16 protein-coding genes are annotated in these 16802 nt (G+C 60.5%); 8 read left to right on the forward strand and 8 right to left on the reverse strand.

Annotated elements, in window-relative coordinates:
• Positions 1-2: 2 nt before the first annotated feature.
• Complete coding sequence (gene hisD / locus HMPREF2896_RS10370; RefSeq protein ID WP_070719465.1) at positions 3-1352, reverse strand: histidinol dehydrogenase; 1350 nt, start codon at positions 1350-1352, stop codon at positions 3-5.
• Positions 1353-1503: 151 nt separating this feature from the next.
• Here hisD and HMPREF2896_RS10375 point away from each other — a divergent pair, with 151 nt between their 5' ends.
• Positions 1504-2427: a YbjN domain-containing protein gene (locus HMPREF2896_RS10375; protein ID WP_070719467.1), complete on the forward strand. Its 924-nt coding sequence runs from the start codon at positions 1504-1506 to the stop codon at positions 2425-2427.
• On the opposite strand, the gene HMPREF2896_RS10380 is transcribed toward HMPREF2896_RS10375, so the two are convergent.
• The gene (locus tag HMPREF2896_RS10380) at positions 2386-2970 is read right to left on the reverse strand and encodes a hypothetical protein (protein WP_246824021.1); all 585 of its coding nucleotides are present in this window, start codon (positions 2968-2970) and stop codon (positions 2386-2388) included. The genes HMPREF2896_RS10375 and HMPREF2896_RS10380 overlap by 42 nt on opposite strands.
• An 8-nt stretch (positions 2971-2978) precedes the next feature.
• Positions 2979-3725 carry a hypothetical protein gene (locus HMPREF2896_RS10385; protein ID WP_070643759.1) on the reverse strand — a complete coding sequence of 249 codons (747 nt, stop codon included), beginning with the start codon at positions 3723-3725 and terminating at the stop codon, positions 2979-2981.
• 176 nt (positions 3726-3901) lie between these two features.
• Between HMPREF2896_RS10385 and HMPREF2896_RS10390 the strand changes: the two genes are divergently transcribed.
• The 5 genes from HMPREF2896_RS10390 to HMPREF2896_RS10410 all read left to right on the forward strand — a co-directional run bounded on the left by HMPREF2896_RS10390 (position 3902) and on the right by HMPREF2896_RS10410 (position 9988).
• The gene (locus HMPREF2896_RS10390; protein WP_070711447.1) at positions 3902-4489 is read left to right on the forward strand and encodes a TetR family transcriptional regulator; all 588 of its coding nucleotides are present in this window, start codon (positions 3902-3904) and stop codon (positions 4487-4489) included.
• A 14-nt stretch (positions 4490-4503) separates the two neighbouring features.
• On the forward strand, positions 4504-6729 hold the full coding sequence (gene glgX / locus HMPREF2896_RS10395) for a glycogen debranching protein GlgX (protein WP_070711448.1): 2226 nt from the start codon (positions 4504-4506) through the stop codon (positions 6727-6729).
• 57 nt (positions 6730-6786) lie between these two features.
• Positions 6787-8172, forward strand: coding sequence for a 3'-5' exonuclease (locus HMPREF2896_RS10400; RefSeq protein ID WP_070719469.1), 1386 nt, complete (start codon positions 6787-6789; stop codon positions 8170-8172).
• 124 nt (positions 8173-8296) lie between these two features.
• Positions 8297-8932 carry a hypothetical protein gene (locus HMPREF2896_RS10405; RefSeq protein ID WP_236659250.1) on the forward strand — a complete coding sequence of 212 codons (636 nt, stop codon included), beginning with the start codon at positions 8297-8299 and terminating at the stop codon, positions 8930-8932.
• Positions 8933-8983: 51 nt separating this feature from the next.
• Positions 8984-9988: a GTP pyrophosphokinase gene (locus tag HMPREF2896_RS10410; protein WP_070445378.1), complete on the forward strand. Its 1005-nt coding sequence runs from the start codon at positions 8984-8986 to the stop codon at positions 9986-9988.
• Here HMPREF2896_RS10410 and HMPREF2896_RS10415 read toward each other — a convergent pair.
• From HMPREF2896_RS10415 to ilvA, 4 genes are read right to left on the reverse strand one after another with little or no spacing between them, the layout of a single operon-like run.
• Complete coding sequence (locus HMPREF2896_RS10415) at positions 9985-10371, reverse strand: RNA-binding S4 domain-containing protein (protein WP_010190494.1); 387 nt, start codon at positions 10369-10371, stop codon at positions 9985-9987. The genes HMPREF2896_RS10410 and HMPREF2896_RS10415 overlap by 4 nt on opposite strands.
• Positions 10372-10377: 6 nt before the next feature.
• Positions 10378-10614: a hypothetical protein gene (locus tag HMPREF2896_RS10420; RefSeq protein WP_070445375.1), complete on the reverse strand. Its 237-nt coding sequence runs from the start codon at positions 10612-10614 to the stop codon at positions 10378-10380.
• A 45-nt stretch (positions 10615-10659) separates the two neighbouring features.
• Positions 10660-11298 carry a YigZ family protein gene (locus tag HMPREF2896_RS10425; RefSeq protein WP_070719471.1) on the reverse strand — a complete coding sequence of 213 codons (639 nt, stop codon included), beginning with the start codon at positions 11296-11298 and terminating at the stop codon, positions 10660-10662.
• Positions 11298-12581 (reverse strand): threonine ammonia-lyase IlvA, encoded by a 1284-nt coding sequence (gene ilvA / locus HMPREF2896_RS10430; RefSeq protein ID WP_070719473.1) that lies wholly within the window; start codon positions 12579-12581, stop codon positions 11298-11300. Before ilvA ends, HMPREF2896_RS10425 begins: the two co-directional genes overlap by 1 nt.
• Before the next feature lie 178 nt (positions 12582-12759).
• Between ilvA and HMPREF2896_RS10435 the strand changes: the two genes are divergently transcribed.
• Positions 12760-14685: a choice-of-anchor I family protein gene (locus HMPREF2896_RS10435; protein ID WP_141754783.1), complete on the forward strand. Its 1926-nt coding sequence runs from the start codon at positions 12760-12762 to the stop codon at positions 14683-14685.
• A gap of 109 nt (positions 14686-14794) precedes the next feature.
• Complete coding sequence (locus HMPREF2896_RS10440; RefSeq protein WP_070445366.1) at positions 14795-15421, forward strand: hypothetical protein; 627 nt, start codon at positions 14795-14797, stop codon at positions 15419-15421.
• Positions 15422-15528: 107 nt separating this feature from the next.
• Here the strand turns inward: HMPREF2896_RS10440 and HMPREF2896_RS10445 are convergent, their stop codons facing one another.
• The gene (locus HMPREF2896_RS10445; protein ID WP_070445363.1) at positions 15529-16725 is read right to left on the reverse strand and encodes a cobalamin-independent methionine synthase II family protein; all 1197 of its coding nucleotides are present in this window, start codon (positions 16723-16725) and stop codon (positions 15529-15531) included.
• Between the last annotated feature and the right edge of the window lie 77 nt (positions 16726-16802).

A 16802-nucleotide genomic window follows, 5' to 3' on the forward strand; every position in this document is an offset into this window, starting at 1 on the left:
GCTTAAGCCTCTTCTTTCTGGGTATCGGTGTCATCAGCGAATCGTGCCGCAATTGCTTCACCATGGGCGGGCAAGTCTTCTGCAGTGGCGAAGGCAATGACATTCTGAGCTACCTCGCCGAGTGCCGCGCGGTCGTACTCGATGAGGTTGACCGGCCGTAGGAAGGTGTGCGTCGACAGCCCGGCGCTAAACCGCGCGGTTCCCGAGGTAGGCAAAACGTGGTTGGAACCGGCGGAATAATCACCGAGCGGTACGGGCGAGTATTCACCAACGAAGATCGCGCCGGCGTGGCGGATACGCTCCGCAACTGCCCGGGCATTCTTTGTGTGTACCTCCAAGTGCTCAGCGGCATAGGCGTCCGCGACAGCGATACCTGTCTCGAGGTCGTCGACCAGGACGATGCCGGACTGTTCTCCGCGCAATGCCTCAGCTGCGCGCTCGGCGTTGGCTGTGGCGGTATAGCGCTGAGCTACCTCCGCATTCACCGCAGCGGCAAAGTCCTCAGAATCGGTGATGAGCACGGAGGCAGCCATGGGATCGTGCTCCGCCTGGGAAATGAGGTCATAGGCCACGTAGACGGGGTTAGCGGTCTCATCGGCCAGGATGGCGATCTCGGTAGGACCAGCTTCTGCATCAATTCCCAGCACTCCCTGCACCGCGCGCTTAGCGGCAGCAACAAAGACGTTGCCGGGGCCGGTGATGATATCGACAGGCTCCAGAGCTTCTTCACCCGTGGCGGGTTCATCATCGCCGTAGGCCAGAAGCGCGATGGCTTGCCCGCCGCCGACGGCCCAGACATCATCCACGCCCAGCATGTGGCACGTGGCCAGCACTGTCGGGTGTGGCAGCCCACCGAATTCCTTCTGCGGCGGAGAAGCCACGACCATCGCCGCAGCGCCCGCTTCTTGGGCGGGGACGGCATTCATAATGACGGAAGACGGATACACCGCCTTGCCGCCTGGGACGTAGAGCCCTACTCGCTCGATGGGCTGGAAGACCTCGGTGACCGTCGCGCCTGGTGCCAGTGTCGTCGTGTGCGAAGCCGGCTTCTGATCAGCGTGAACGGCGCGCACGCGCGCGATAGATTCTTCGATGGCTGCTCGCACACTCGGGTCCAGGTCCTCGGCAGCCTTCTTCATCTCCTCCTTAGGTACTCGCACTGCGGCGGGGCGGACTCCGTCGAATTTTTCGCCGAAATCGAGGGCCGCCGCCGCACCACCCTCGCGGACTTTCTCCACCATGGGGATGACGGTGCCCATCACTGAGGACACGTCCGTTCCCCCTCGCGGCAGGACTCGGCGCAGCCGGGAGGTGGTGAGTTCCTCTCCACGCAGGTCGATGGTTCGTAGCATGCTCAGACCCCTTTTATAATATGCAGCAGTTTCTATACCTTCCCATTACTATACCTGGACCGAAAAGCCAGCGAGCTGGCAGGTAGGGGTTATAGAATGTGCCACTAGTAACACATTCCGGGAGCCCGAATCGGTGAAGGGAGGCGGCGAGATGAGCAACGGCGCCGATGGCTTGGACAGCCAGCCTCCTTCCAACCTGCTTGCCCGCGTCGAAAACCTCGCACACCGCGAAAGCCTCGATTGCATTCGGGTCACCGCACACGAGCTCCTCTTCCCTCACCCACCGCTTGGGGAAACCCGCGCTTTCATGGACACCGAGGGCGAACCAATCCTGCGTTTCTACACCACCCATCACGGCGTTCTAGGTTTCGGCGACATTCCTGCTCTCAGTGAATTCGTCAATGACTGGAACCATGACTGCCTCTCGCCGCACCTCATCCTCAACTATTCGGCACCTACCGCGGTAGAGGTGTGGGGGCATTCCTTCCTCGTGGTTCACCAGAAACCTACAACGTCCCAGCTTTCCGCTTCGGTTCTGCCAGCACTCCACAACGCCGCGGCCTGCCTCGAAGAATTGGCCGATCACTTCCCCGTTCTCACGCTTCCCCGCCCAACGGCTCCGGAAGAAGAAACAGAACTCGACGGCCCCGTCGCCGACGTCGACACCGCTCGGCTCGGGGAACTCTTGCCGGCCCTCGGAATTACACGCTTCCAGGCGGATGCTGACGAGGCCGTCTATGCCTGGATCAATGATGTCCTCTTTGCTTTCGCCATCGATTCCGGCCCCAGCCTCATCATCAAAGGCCATTGGGATCCCAACCTGCCGGGCAGCGAGTTCTCCAAAATCTTCCTCATTTGCAATGACTGGAACCGGACCAATCACTCAGCCTCCGCCTTCTGCCACTCAAACATTGATGGGTTGCAGGTACGCATCGATTACGCGGTTATGACGGGCGCCGGGCTTTCCGACGCCCAATTGATCACCGCCCTCGGCCGCGGCATCAAGCACGTTCTCCACGGCATCGATGACATCTCACGCGATGCGGTGGGCTCCTCCCCCGTCGCGTGGCCCTAGCGCGCCGTCGACCGGCACCTCATTTTCTTCCGAATCCCTCTCGCTCACAGCATCGCAAGGCGAATCGATGAATAGCGCGGACCAGTAGGCGAACATGGCCATAAACGGCCCTACCAGCCAAGCACTACCCGGCGAGAATTTCGGCACAAACTCTACATACTCTCCGGGATTCTCGGGAATATAAGTGGCGGTGGCTCCACCGAAGACATAAAACGAGGCCGCGCCAGCCAGAGCAGCCAGAGCCACCCACAGCAGTACGCCGACGCCACGGTAGCGCTCACCTCGCACGTAGGCAGTAGCCCCCAGGGCCGCGCTGAGAACTCCGGTGATCAGTACGAAGGTGATATAGGAATCAAATTGCACGTCGGCAACGTTGCTCAAGGCGTAGCCGCCATCCTCAACCCGGTGCCCCTTGAGAGCTGGACGCCACAGTCCCCACGCGGCGCCGGCTGCAGAGAATCCAAAGAGTGCTAACGCGAGCAACCCCGCGCCGAATCCAATGGCGCGGGGTATGCGAAGGCTAGGAGCACGCAGTCCAGGCACGATACTCTCTAGCCGCAGAAGGTCCAGTTACCGTTCTCACGCTTGAAGCGCATGGTGGAGCTATCCATGCCCTGGCTGGTGTTAACGTTCACAGTCGCGGAAGCATCGTCACCGTTAACCACAACATCGTTGATGGACTCAACACCGGTCTTGGACCAGTCAAAGCCATCCATCTGGGAGGTATCCTGGCCCGCTGCCGCCATCATGTCCTTGAGCTGGTTCATCGGAACATCCGGAACCTGGTTGTAATCAACCTGATCGAGGCCGGAGTTCGGATCGTTGCGGATAGCCGCGCAGGTGTGCTCCGGGAGGTACTTCACAAAGGAACGCATGGTCTGCTGCTCATACATACCGCGTACTAGGGTGTTAATACCGTCGATATCCTCCTGGCTGGCAGCTTCACCCTGAACCGGTTCGACCTTGGGCATGTTCTGGAAAGGATCAGCGCCTTCTTCGAAGGGGTTGGCCAGAGTCTGGTTAGCAGCCTCGGGGTTCTCCCCCTCCGGCTTGGCAGCTTCGTCCTTATTCTCTTCGCCGTCCTTCTTGTCCTCCCCCTCCTTCTTCTCCTCAGAAGTCTTCTCTTCCGTCTTCTTCTCAGACGTCTTTTCCTTAGACTTCGTAGTCGTGGTGGTCTTTGCCGCAGAGGACGCAGTGTCACCTGCATTCTCATCATCGGAACCACAAGCAGCCAAGGAAAGCGGCGCAACGAGTGCAACAGCAATGAGGGACTTCTTGGCAGGTGTCAGAAAAGACAAGGGAAAACTCCTAAATGTACATAGAGAGCGATAGGTTAAACCACGCGGGACGCAGTGTTTGCTCTTGGGCAACTCACATAACCTTAACAAGCGCTGTTTGAAGAATTCATATTCTACACCTTGAAGCTTCCTGTGAGCCTCACGAGGGTATTCTCTTGCCGCGTAGAGTTGGTCGTGTGCACCTTTCTCGCGACGCTATCGTTTCCACCGCCCTTGAGCTTTTGACCCAATACGGCCTTGCTGATGTCACTATGCGCCGAGTCGCCACCAACCTCGGAGTCGCACCCGGCGCGCTGTACTGGCACGTGGCCAACAAACAATCACTGATCGCCGCCATGACCGCAGAAATACTCGCTCCCGTCACCGGGGAAAGCACGGCGGAGCTGGTCAGCTCGCTGCACAATGAGCTGCAACGCTGGCGCGATGGAGCTGAAGTGGCCATCGCCGGAGCATCCTTCCCTGAGTCCTCAGCGAGCGCTGACGTGGAAAAGCTATTCACCAAGGCACTGCAGAAGGAGGCACCCGATGCCTCGCCGGAGGATAGAGCCGTCGCCGCCCGCACTCTGATCCACTACACGCTGGGCGCTACTTTCATGGAGCAATCCCGCGAACAGCTCAGTGGGGCGACTCCAGGCGGGACGTCGCCAAGCACAGCGTCTACAGCTTCCGAGACCACGCCGGTGGACGCCACCTCGGTGCGCGCAGCGGAGCTGATGGTCGCCGGCTTAAGATCACTGCGAAGCGATCACATGCATCAGAATTGACTAAGCTAAGCCTCATGACTGAGACCCGTGCTGACCTAACGCCATCTCGCCAGGTGTGGCCTGGTTCCCCCTCCCCGCTCGGCTCCACCTATGATGGAGCCGGTACTAATTTTGCTATCTTTTCCGAAATCGCCGAGAAGGTTGAGCTCTGCCTCATTGACCAGGACGGTAACGAAGAACGCATCGAATTAACTGAGATCACCGCACACGTCTGGCACGCCTACCTCCCGAACGTCAGCCCCGGGCAGCGCTATGGATACCGCATCCACGGCCCTTATGAACCAGAAAATGGTCTGCGCTGCGATCCCTCAAAACTTCTTGTCGATCCTTATGCCCGCGCCTTCGACGGCGACTTTGACGGGGATCCCTCGCTGTACTCCTACGATATCTTCGCAGAGGAACCCGGCAGCGGCCGCAACCAGGATGACTCCTTGGGCCACACCATGCTCTCCGTGGTCATCAACCCGTTCTTCGAGTGGCACGGCGACAACCGCCCGCACACCCCGGATAACGAAACAATTATCTACGAAGCCCACGTCAAGGGCATGACTATGACGCACCCGGATGTGCCGGAGGAGCTGCGCGGTACCTACGCCGGTATGGCACACCCAGCGATCATTAACTACTTCAAGGACTTGGGAGTGACGGCCGTCGAGCTGCTGCCGGTTCACCAGTTCTTACAGGATGATCGCCTGCGCCAGCTGGGCCTGCGCAACTACTGGGGTTATAACACCTTCGGGTTCTTCGCCCCGCATGCTGACTATGCCTACGCCAAGAAGCCTGGCGAGGTGGTCGCTGAGTTCAAGGCCATGGTTCGTGCCTTCCATGAGGCCGGAATCGAGATCATCCTCGATGTGGTCTACAACCACACCGCCGAAGGCAACCACATGGGCCCCACCATCGCCTTCCGCGGCATTGATAACCACGCCTACTACCGCTTGGTTGATGACAACCCCGAGCACTACATGGACTACACCGGTACCGGTAACTCCCTGAATGTCCGTCACCCGCACTCCCTCCAGCTGATTATGGATTCGCTGCGTTACTGGGTGACGGAGATGCGCGTGGATGGCTTCCGGTTCGACCTCGCGTCCACTCTGGCGCGCGAACTCGATGATGTGGATAAGCTCGCCACTTTCTTCGATTTGGTCCAGCAGGACCCGGTGGTCTCCAAGGTCAAGCTCATCGCCGAGCCCTGGGACGTGGGCCATAACGGCTACCAAGTTGGCAACTTCCCGCCCATCTGGAGCGAATGGAACGGCAAGTACCGCGATACCGTCCGTGATTTCTGGCGCGGGGAGCCGGCGACAATGGGTGAGTTTGCCTCACGCCTGACTGGTTCCTCCGATCTCTATGCCAACAACGGCCGCCGCCCCACCGCGTCTATCAACTTCATCACCGCGCACGATGGCTTTACGCTTCGTGATTTGGTGTCCTATAACGAAAAGCACAATTCCGAGAACGGTGAAGACAATCGCGACGGTGAGTCCCACAACCGCTCGTGGAACCATGGCGTGGAAGGGCCGACTGACGACGAAGAGATTAAAAAGCTCCGGCGCCGCCAGGTCCGCAATTTCCTCACTACTCTCCTGCTATCCCAGGGCACCCCGATGCTGTGCCATGGTGATGAGCTGGGCCGCACCCAAGACGGCAATAACAACGTGTATTGCCAGGACAACGAGATTTCCTGGATCGATTGGTCGATGTTGGAGCAGGAAAAGAACGTCGCCATGCACGGCTTTACCAAGCGCCTGATCAACATCCGCAAGAACCACCCGGTGTTCCGCCGCCAGCGTTTCTTGGCTGGTGGCCCCTTTGGCTCTGAGGTGAAAGATCGCGATATTGCCTGGCTCGTGCCCTCCGGCAAACTCATGACCCCGCAGGACTGGGATTTTGAGTTCGGCAAGGCCCTCATGGTCTATCTCAACGGTAACGCGATTACGGAAACCACTGCCCGCGGTGAACGCATTACGGATGATTCCTTCATCATGATTTTCAACGCTCACCACGAAGACATCGAGTTCACGCTGCCCAAGAAGGACCTGGGTGCTAGTTGGAGGCTCATCGTCGACACCTCTGATTCCGGTGGCTATCCGGACGAGGAGAAGCTCATCGCAGCCGAAGGTTCCATCGTGGTACAGCCGCGCACAACGCTGATCCTGCGCCAGACTGAGCCCCCAGTTTTCGACGACAGCGATGACTCTGCGCAATCCGCTGCCACGGCAGAAGAAAGCCGATAGCTAGACTGCACTCCACCGTCTGCTGTCCACCATTAACCCCGTCCTTGAAAGGAAACCGTGTCCTATACCGCCCACGGTGCTGTCATTGATGTCACCACCGATGCACTCACCGTCCAACGCTCCCAGCTAGCCGCTTCCCTTGGCGCCCCAGCCCGCGAGGCTCTCTCCTTAGCTGATGCCACGGGCGTGGAGTGCACGGAACCAACGGAGACAGGGTTTGGGCAGGTCATAGTGCGCGGCACGAGCGATTCTGCAGGGACCGTTGGGGACACGATCATCCGCTTCGCCCCCGGCCAAGACGCGGCCGCATTTGCCCGCGCGGTTGAGGCAGCGCTGCGCGGCGAAGCACCGGCTGCCAGCAGTGGTGTGCAGGGGCTCAACTTCACCGCCGTCGATGTGGAAACCGCCAACGATAACTGGGGCTCGGTCTGCCAGATCGGTGCGGTCCGCTTCCGCGATGGCGAAGAGACCGAGTCCCGCACGTGGCTGTGCACTCCCCCACCGGGGCTCGAGCACTTCGACGAGGTCAACATCAGCATCCATGGCATCACAGCGGAGGACGTCGCTGATACTTTACCTTTCGCTGATGCCGCCGCCGAGCTCTTCGAGTTCCTCGGCACAGACACGCTAGTAGCCCACAACGCGCAATTCGATTCCACGGCCCTGCGCAGTGGCCTCAAGAAGGCCGACGCGCCGGTGCCAGAACTTCGCTTAGCGTGTTCCCTGGCACTGGCCCGCGACGCCTCCCGTACAGGCGTCATCGACGTGGCCAACCATAAACTTCCCACCGTTGCCTCCTACCTCGGTGCCGAGGATTTCCGCCATCACGAGGCCACAGCCGACGCCCGCGCGGCGGGCGAGATTGTCAGTGCCCTAGCGCAACGCTTTGGTCACTCCGGAAGCATTGAAGACTTGTTCACCACCCGTGATTTTGCGCTGGGCACGTTGAGCGAGGACTCCGTCATCCCGGTCCTGCGCGCCAACACCGCTCCCCTCTCCGCTGCCGACTTGGGCGCTGGTACGGATTTCCGCGACAAGACGCGCATGGCGGGTACAGCCTCGGGCTCGAAGAAGAAGGGCTCCGCCGCTAAGGAGCGCCGTGGTGCAGCCCCGTGGCAATCCGTATCCACTCCGGACACCATCCCGGATCCCAATCCTGATGCGGATCCGGAAGGCGCGCTATTTGCTCAGAATGTCACTCTCACCGGTGACTTCGAGCCTTTCGACAAGGGCCTTTTGTGGTCCAAGATTGCTGAACGCGGCGGCCAGGTGGGCAAGAATGTCACGAAGAAGACCACCATCCTGGTTGTGGGCCAGTGGGCTACCAAGACCTCTAAAGAAAAACGCGCTGAGGAGCTGCAAGGCAAAGGCCAGGACATCGCGATCTGGCAGACGGACAAGCTGTTAGAGGAGCTGCAGCTTGATGAGGCTCCGCCGTTCTAACCTGCGTAGCTCTTGAGCACGGAGGCGCTAGAACATCAAGGCTCTAGCGCGTGGTGGGTTTTCTACGAACTAGTGGGAACCTGTGGGCATAAAGCCCAGTCCAATAAGGGCAAGGAATCTGCACTTGCCTACCTTTCGGAGTAAATCCACCATGACCATCGCGCTGCCCACCTCCCTCCGCATCGACCACCTGCTCCCCTCGCTCTGCCCGAGCGAGGAGCTCAACGGAATCAAGCTCTGTGATGATGGCTTCGGTGATTCACCTGCTAGCCTCCAGCTATCGCGGACGCTATCGATGTCCTTGGTCCACGGCACAGGCACCGAAGCCAAGCGCGTGAGCCAGCGCGCTGTGGACGATATGGGTTTGACCGTGCGCCAAGCTTGGGATGCTGCCGCGCTGAATCTGCAACGCCGCGCACTGACGCAGCAGGGGCTGCGCTTCTTTACCCGGCCTGCCGAACTCGGACTGGGTAGAACGGAAAAGGGCCTAGAGGTGCGGGTGCATCGCTGCGCTGTCTCGTCGTGGTTGGCTCACCCGCAGGCCTTCGTTATCCTGGACAATCATCTGCAGCGGCTTAGCCAGGCTCGGAGTATTACCTACCTCGTGCCTGATGCGCACACTCTCTACGCGCTGCTCAACATTTCCCCGCAGCGCGCCACGGAACTGGCCTACCGCGCGGCCGAATTGCGCCCGCGCCATCGACCACCGCTGAGCTTGCAACCACTAGTATTAGCTAACGGCTTTCCATTGGAGGTGTAGACACACCTCCATACTTCCTCCGCCGTGGCCGAAAGGAGTCACGTTCTTAAGATGGCTGAATCATCCATGTCCCGCCTGAGCAACCAGTACCATTCCTGGGTACACGCGCATCCTACCGCGGCGCAGGATTTCCGCGATGCCATCGAGGACTTGCTTAACGACGCCGGCATTATCTTTGACCGCGTAGCGACCCGCGTGAAGCTGTGGCCTTCTCTCAAGGCGAAAGCGAAGAAGCGCCGCGACAACGGCGAGCTGATGTACCCGAAGCCGTGGGAAGATATCCACGATGTTTTGGGGGTGCGAATTACCGTCTTCCACTCCACGGTTATCCCGGAAGCTCTAGAGGTTTTGGGAGAAACCTTTACCGTGCTGCGCTCGGTGGACAAGGCGGCGGAAACGCGGATTTCTGGTGGTTTTGGTTATGGCTCGCACCATTTGGTGCTGACGGTGTCCGAGGACAGCGCCGCCACGCTGGAGGAACTTGAGCCTTATATCGGCTGGACCTTCGAGATTCAAATCCGCACCGTGCTACAACACGCTTGGGCGGAATTTGAGCACGATATCCGGTACAAGCAGGGCCCGAACCCGCCTTCCCCGCAGGTGGATCGCCTCTTCACACTGGCTGCGGGCCTGATTGAGCTGGCGGACCAGCAATTCGATGAAATCGCCGCACTCAAAGCCCCCAGTTCTGAGGCAGGCGATGACGTGGAAATTACAGCCGAGACCCTCCCTGGTGTCCTCGCCATTATTCTGGGCAGCCGCTTCCCTCGTTCACGCTCGGAGCATTATCGCTTCCTTGCCGAGTTGCTCGACAACAACGGCATCACACGCTTGAGCCAGCTCAAGCAGCTGCTCGACGATGACGCCATCGCCCACGTACACGATGCCATGCGCTACCGCTTCCGCCCGGGCCAGGTCAGGCTTATCGACGACTTGCTGCTCAACAAATTCGGTGCCCAGCACATCGAAGCCACGGCCGAGGCCGGTGACCGCAAAGACCGCAAGCGCCGCTTGAATGCTCGGCTGAAGGCCTTAAAGAACTTCCGAAATAATTAGCGGAATCCACCGCGGAATTTCTCCATCTGCCGGCGCTCCTTCTTCGTCGGGCGGCCAGCACCGCGCGGGCGGACCGGGACGGAGGGCATAAATTCCTTCGGCGGTGGCGGCGGGGCGTGGTCGATGTAGCAAGTGCGCGCAATCGGGGCGCCGACGCGCTTGGACACGGTGGCGAGCACCTCAAGGTCATGCTCGTGGTGGTTGCGCCACACGCGCACGCGGTCGCCAGGAACGACCTGCTGCGCGGGCTTAGTGGCGTTGCCGTTGAGTTTGACGTGCCCGGCGCGCACCGCCGTGGCGGCCTCCGAGCGGGTCTTGAACATGCGCACGGACCAAACCCAAGCATCAATGCGTACGGGCCGCCCGTCGGGCTGATTCACCATGGGCTTTTATAGGTTGTGGTTCTCGTTCACGATCTTCTGGATTTTGACCCAGTTGTACGCGCCACCCACCACGGCCACGATGAGACCAATCGCCATCCAGGTCCAGAATCCGGTGAGTGCCCAGCCTAGGAGGACACCGCCGGCGACGCCGCCCACGACGCAGATAGCGCCGTTGCGTGCGTGGGTGCGCACGGCTTGCTTGCGTTGCTCAATGGGGTTGTTGGGGCGTCGCTGCATAGTCATGGGGCTTATTCTACATGGCCAAAAACTCGCGGCCTTCTCGCGGCCTTAAAGCTCCACCCAGGCAGTTCCAGCTTCCTTCGGCTCTACCCCACCCTGGGTCAGCGCGGCGAGCGTCGCCGCAAGCTCCTCCTCACCGCCGGGTTCCACAGACACGGTGAAAGTCACCGCTTGGGCGTAGGCGGTATCCACCATGTCCACACCCCGGTTGCGTAGCTCTGCCTCTAAGCGACCGGCGTCCGCGTGGGAAACCTCAGCGGTATAGAGCTCGCGTAGGGCACGCGTGACGGGCTCAACCTGCTCCATCGTCTCGCTGACGGCACCGCCATAGGCGTGAACGAGCCCACCCGCGCCCAGCTTGATACCGCCGAAGTAGCGCACGACGACCGCGCAGATATCGAGCAGTCCGGAGCCCTTCAAAACATCGAGCATGGGCTTGCCCGCCGTGCCGGAGGGCTCGCCATCATCGGAGGAGCGCTCCACTGGATTCGAGCCGTCCACGTGGTAGATATAGGCCGAGCAGTGGTGGCGGGCGTCGGGGAAGCGGTCGCGGGCGGCGTCGATAAGCGCGCGTGCTTCCTCTTCCGTCGTGGCGCGGCCGATAAGGGTGATAAACCGCGAACGTTTGATCTCAATCTCGTGCTCGACAATCTCACCGGCGACGGGACGCTGATAGCTCTCCAGCATTATGCGACAAGAAAATCGTACTCGGGGGTACCTGGCTTTAGTTGCTGGCAATTAAGCTTCGACGCCTCCATGCGCTCCAGCAGTCCGTCGATACCTGCGGCACTCCCCAGCTCGATACCTACCAGCGCGGCACCGGTCTCACGGTTATTGCGCTTGAGGTACTCGAACAGCGTGATGTCATCCTCTGGACAAAGAACATCCTGCAGGAAGTGGCGCAACTGGCCGGGCTCCTGCGGGAAATTCACCAGGAAGTAGTGCTTGAGTCCACGGTGCACCAGGGAGCGCTCCATGATTTCGGCATAGCGCAGCACGTCATTGTTGCCGCCGGAAATCACGCACACCACCGTTGAGCCTGACTGCAGGTTGAGCGTGCGCAGGCCGGTCACGCTCAGCGCGCCGGCGGGTTCGGCGATAATGCCCTCGTTTTGGTACAGCGCCAACTGTTCCGTGCACACGGCGCCTTCGGAGACGGTGTCATGGTGCAGGCGGCCCTGGTTGGCTTCCAAGATCTGGAAGGGCAGCTCACCAATGCGCTTGACGGCGGCACCGTCGACGAAGGGATCAACGGTCTCCAGGGTCACCGGCTCACCAGCAGCGAACGCTGCGCTGAGCGACGCCGCCCCGGCCGGCTCAATGCCCACCACCGCCGTGCGCGGGGCCATGTCAGCGAGGTAGGAGGTGATGCCGGAGATCAGGCCGCCACCGCCCACGGGGACCACCACGGTATCGAGGGATTTACCGATCGAAGACAGCTGGGAGACGATTTCCGCAGCCACAGTTCCCTGGCCGGTGACGGTATCGCGCGAATCGAAAGGCTCGATGAAGAAGGCGCCGCGCTCCGCTGCATCCGCGTGCGCGGCAGCTGCTGCCTCATCGAAATTGGCGCCGGTGACAACGAGTTCCACGAGGTCGCCGCCGTGGACCAAGATGCGGTCGCGTTTTTGTTTCGGGGTCGGTTCCGGCACGTAGATTTTGCCGTGGATTCCCATGGTGCGGCAGGCATAAGCCACTCCTTGGGCGTGGTTTCCCGCCGACGCCGTGACGATGCCATGTGTCCGCTGCTCTTCGCTAAGGTTTGACATGCCGTAGATAGCCCCGCGGATCTTGTAGGAGCGCACGTCTTGCAGGTCCTCGCGCTTTAAGTACACCTCATAGCCGGTTTCCTGGGACAGTCGCGGGCAGTATTGCAGCGGAGTCGGGGCAATCTCCGAGCTAATTCGCGATTGGGCCAGTTGAATATCAGAGGCGTGGATTGGCTCGAAGTCTTGCGGGGTGCTTGTCATGGTGGCTCATTTTAGCGCCCCACCATTCTTTCGTCGCACATTACCTAGCATTCGACCGATTCACTGAACGTTTACCTAGATCTCGCTTGGCCGCAACGCTCTGTTCCCCGAAAGTGTCATGGGCGGCACGTACGGTGATGCGGAATCTTTTTCGTCTCGCTTCAAGGAGTCTTTCTCAATGTCTCGCTCTATCTCCCGCCGCTCTCTCGCGCTCTGCGTGGCGACCGCAACCAGCCTCAGCGTGGCCGCACCGGCCTCCTCGGCCGCGATTGTGAACAACGTCATCGAACACTCGGCGGCAGACGCCAGTCTCAAGCTCACCCCGGTTGGCACCTATGAGTCCGGGGTATACGCGGAGTCGGCTGCGGAGATCGTGGCCTTCCACCCGGACTCCAAGCGCATCCTTACGGTCAATGCGCACGCGGGTCAGATTGATGTTCTCGACGCTTCTGCCCCAGCCAACCCCACCTTGATCGGCTCTATTTCTGCTGGTGAAGGCAAGGAAATCAACTCCGTAGCGGTGCGCCCCGACGGCCTAGCGGTGGCCGCCGTCCAACAGGCGGACAAGACTGAGGACGGCGAAGCACTGTTCTTCAACGCCGCGGCCGCGGACCTGGATACCGCCGAAGTGGGCCGCGTGATGGTGGGTGCATTGCCGGATAACGTCCACCTCACCGCAGATGGCGGCTACGCGCTGCTGGCCAACGAAGGCGAACCATCCAATGAGCTCAACGCCGAGGGCACCGACTACGTGACGGACCCGGAAGGATCCGTCTCCGTTATCAAGCTTCCGGAGGCTGTTGAGGCGCCAACGCAGGCGGATGCCCGCATCGCTGGATTCACGGCTTTCGACGACCAGCCTCTGCCAGAGGGCGTGCGAGTCTTCGGCCCCTCCGGCCATGATTCTAAGCCGTCCATCGACTTTGAGCCGGAGTACATCACCTCCCAGGACGGCAAGGCTTTCGTGTCGCTGCAGGAGGCCAACGCCATCGGCGTCATCGATATTGAATCCGCCACGGTGGAGAACATCCTGCCCGCCCACATCGCGGATCACTCGCAGGTCCCGCTGGACCCCTCGAACAAGGATGACGCGGCCGAGCTGCGCACGCTCCCGGTCAAGGGCCTGTCCATGCCAGATTCCATCGGCGCCTTCACCGCCGGTGGCCAGACCTACTTTGCCACTGCGAACGAAGGCGATGCCCGCGAGTGGGGTGTGAAGGAAAAGGACGGTGGCTCCGGCGTCTACACCGATGAAGTGGAACTCAAGGATCTGGTTGAGGATGGCAAGGTATGTGAGGGCGCGCTGGGCGACGTCAACGTGGAGGAACTCGCCGACAAAAAGCACGCTGGCAACCTGAAGCTGAGCAACGCCTCCGGCTGGAACGAAGAAAAGGGCTGTTTCGATGAGCTTTATGCCTACGGTTCTCGTTCCTTCAGCATCTACGACTCAGAGGGCAACGTTGTCTTCGATTCCGGCGCCGAGTTCGAAAAGATCACCGCTGAGCTCAACGAGCCGGGTATCTTCCACCACAACGCCGATAACGAAGAAGCAGAGTTCGACGATCGCTCTGATAACAAGGGCCCAGAACCAGAGGCCCTGACCATCGGCACCGTTGGGGAGCGTACTTATGCCTTCATTGGCGCCGAGCGCGTTGGCGGCATTTTCGTCTACGACGTCACCGACCCCGCCACCGCTTCCTTCGTCACCTATGTCAACAACCGCGACTTCTCCACTGATGAGTTCGCTGCTGCCGGCGACTTGGGCCCGGAGGGCTTTGCCTTCGTCGACAAGGCAGACTCCCCTAACGGTGAGCACCTGCTCATCGTAGGCAACGAGGTTTCCGGAACCACCACCGTCTACAACGTTGAGGACCTGCTCAATGCCGACGAGGACAACCAAGACGATGCCGACGACCACGATAACGAAGACAAGAGCAGCCAGAGTTCCCACTCCTCCACCGCGACCATCGCCGTCGGGTCTCTCATCGGAGTCATCGCCGCTGTCGCTGCCGCGGTAGGCCTGCTGAACGCCCCGGGTGTCCGCGAAACGGTTCTCAGCTTTGCTCCAGCACCGCTGAGCGAGCAGCTGGAGAAATTCCTATAAAACCTATCTTCGCTAAGGGGAGGGCTGCTACATTGAAGTGGGTTTGAGACAACCCTCCCCCTTTTTTTCGTACTTCCTTTCGCACCCTTCCCAAGGAGAACCCCTGATTATGCGCCTTTCCACCTCACTAATCGCAGTGTGTGCCACGACGATGGCATTGGTCACCCCGCTGGCCTCAGCCGCCGAATCAGCTGAGAGCAGCCAGTCCTCCTCGTCCTCCCTGAGCCAAAGCTCCACGGGCGGAAGCTCCGAGGGTCCAAACGGTGGAAGCTCGATGAACGTCGGACGCATCGACACCTCTGATCTTTCCGAGGAGTGTGCGAACCAGGTACGCAAGGCGCAAGAGGAGCACGAAAAGGCGGTGGCTGATGGCACCGCGGGCTCTTCCTTCATGGGTCCGCAGGAGCTCGGGCTCGGCATCCTTAACGGTTATGGTTCCTCCGGTATGCCCGCAGAACCAGATTGCGTCCAGGCAGAAAAGGACGCGGCGCTGGAGAAGGAATGGGACGAGATGCCCGACTGGGTGCAGTCTGCGCGCCCCAATGACACGGCCGAGGAGGTCTTTGCCTGGGTCGGCGGCACGATCGCGCTGGTCGCCGTCGCGATTAATGCGTTGACCGTGGTCGCGCAATTCGACCCATCCGTCCTCGACGGCCTGCGTGCGTTCCTGAAGAGCCAGGGCTTCTACTGGGATAACTCCCAGAAGAAGGAAGACGAGAAGGCGGCTGCGAAATAGCCGCTGCCCCAACGAAAAGAAACGCGCGAACCTATACGGTTCGCGCGTTGTTGTTAGGGTTCGCGCGTGGTATTCAGCTGCTGGCTGAGGGGGGAGCTACTCCTTGCTTAGAACAGCTCCTCGGTAGCAATCTGGGCACCTTCCACGAGGGACTCCAGCTTGGCCCACGCAATCTGGCGGTGCAAACGGCCGCCGAGGCCGCAGTCCGTCGATGCAATCACGTTTTCCGGGCCCACCAGTTCAGCAAACTGGATGATGCGGTCCGCCACCAAGCGCGGATGCTCCACAGCATTCGTGGAGTGCGAAACCACACCCGGGTAGATCACAGTGCCCTCCGGCAGCTTGTGGTCCTTCCACACGCGCCACTCGTGCGCGTGACGCGGCGAGGCGCCCTCGAAGGAGAAGCCGCCGACCTTGGCTTGCAAGATCTCCTCAATGATGTCCTCGAAAGGAATATCCGTCACGTGCGGGCCATGCCAGGAGCCCCAGCAGATGTGCAGGCGGGTCTGCTCACGCGGGATATCCTTGATGGACTCGTTGAGGATCTCAATGCGCTCGCGCAAGAAGGCCTGGAAATCCTCGACCGTCGGCTCCGGAACCACCGAGTCCCAGGCTTCGGCCAGGTCTGGGGCGTCGAATTGCACCGTCAAGCCGGCATCGGTGATGGCCTTGTACTCCACCTTGAGCGCCTCGCCACACGCACGCACGAGATCGGACTCATCCTCGTAGTACTTGTTGGGCAGGCGGGCCGCAGCGCCCGGGGACAGTGCGGCGACGAAGCCTTCGGTGCCTTCGGGGAGGGCATCGGCAAGCAGCTTCACGTCAGCCTCGACCTGCTCCTGGCCGATGTAGGTAACCGGCCCGGTGAACTCCGGGTTAGCTACCTTCTTGCGGCCGGTAAAGATACCGGAATCCGGGTCGTTATAGGCCTCCGCGAACAGGGCGCGGTCGCGGCGATCCTTCATCGAGGAGAGGCGAATCTTGCCCGGTTCGGAGCGGATCTTGTCACCGATTTCCCAGCGGTCCTTGTCCGTCATGGTCAGACCACCCAGGCGGGTAAAGGAATAATTCCACCAGGCGCCATAGTCCACAGCGCCAGAGGTGATGTGGCCGTATTCGCCCTCGTTAATAATGTCGATGCCGAGATCAACCTGGCGCTTGACCACGTCAGCGACCGAGCGCTCCAGAATCTCGTGGAACTTCTCATCGGAGATGGTGCCGGCGGAGCGCTCGAGGTTAGCGTCCAACAGCTCCTGCGTGCGCGGCAACGAGCCGACGTGAGTGGTACGGATCTTATTGACCATGAGGAAACGGTCTCCCTTTCAACTAGACTGTGCTGTCTAGCGTAACCCACGGGCGAAGCACAGCCCGCCTCATTCTG

Source organism: Corynebacterium sp. HMSC069E04 (assembly GCF_001813175.1).
GTDB lineage: Bacteria > Actinomycetota > Actinomycetes > Mycobacteriales > Mycobacteriaceae > Corynebacterium > Corynebacterium aurimucosum.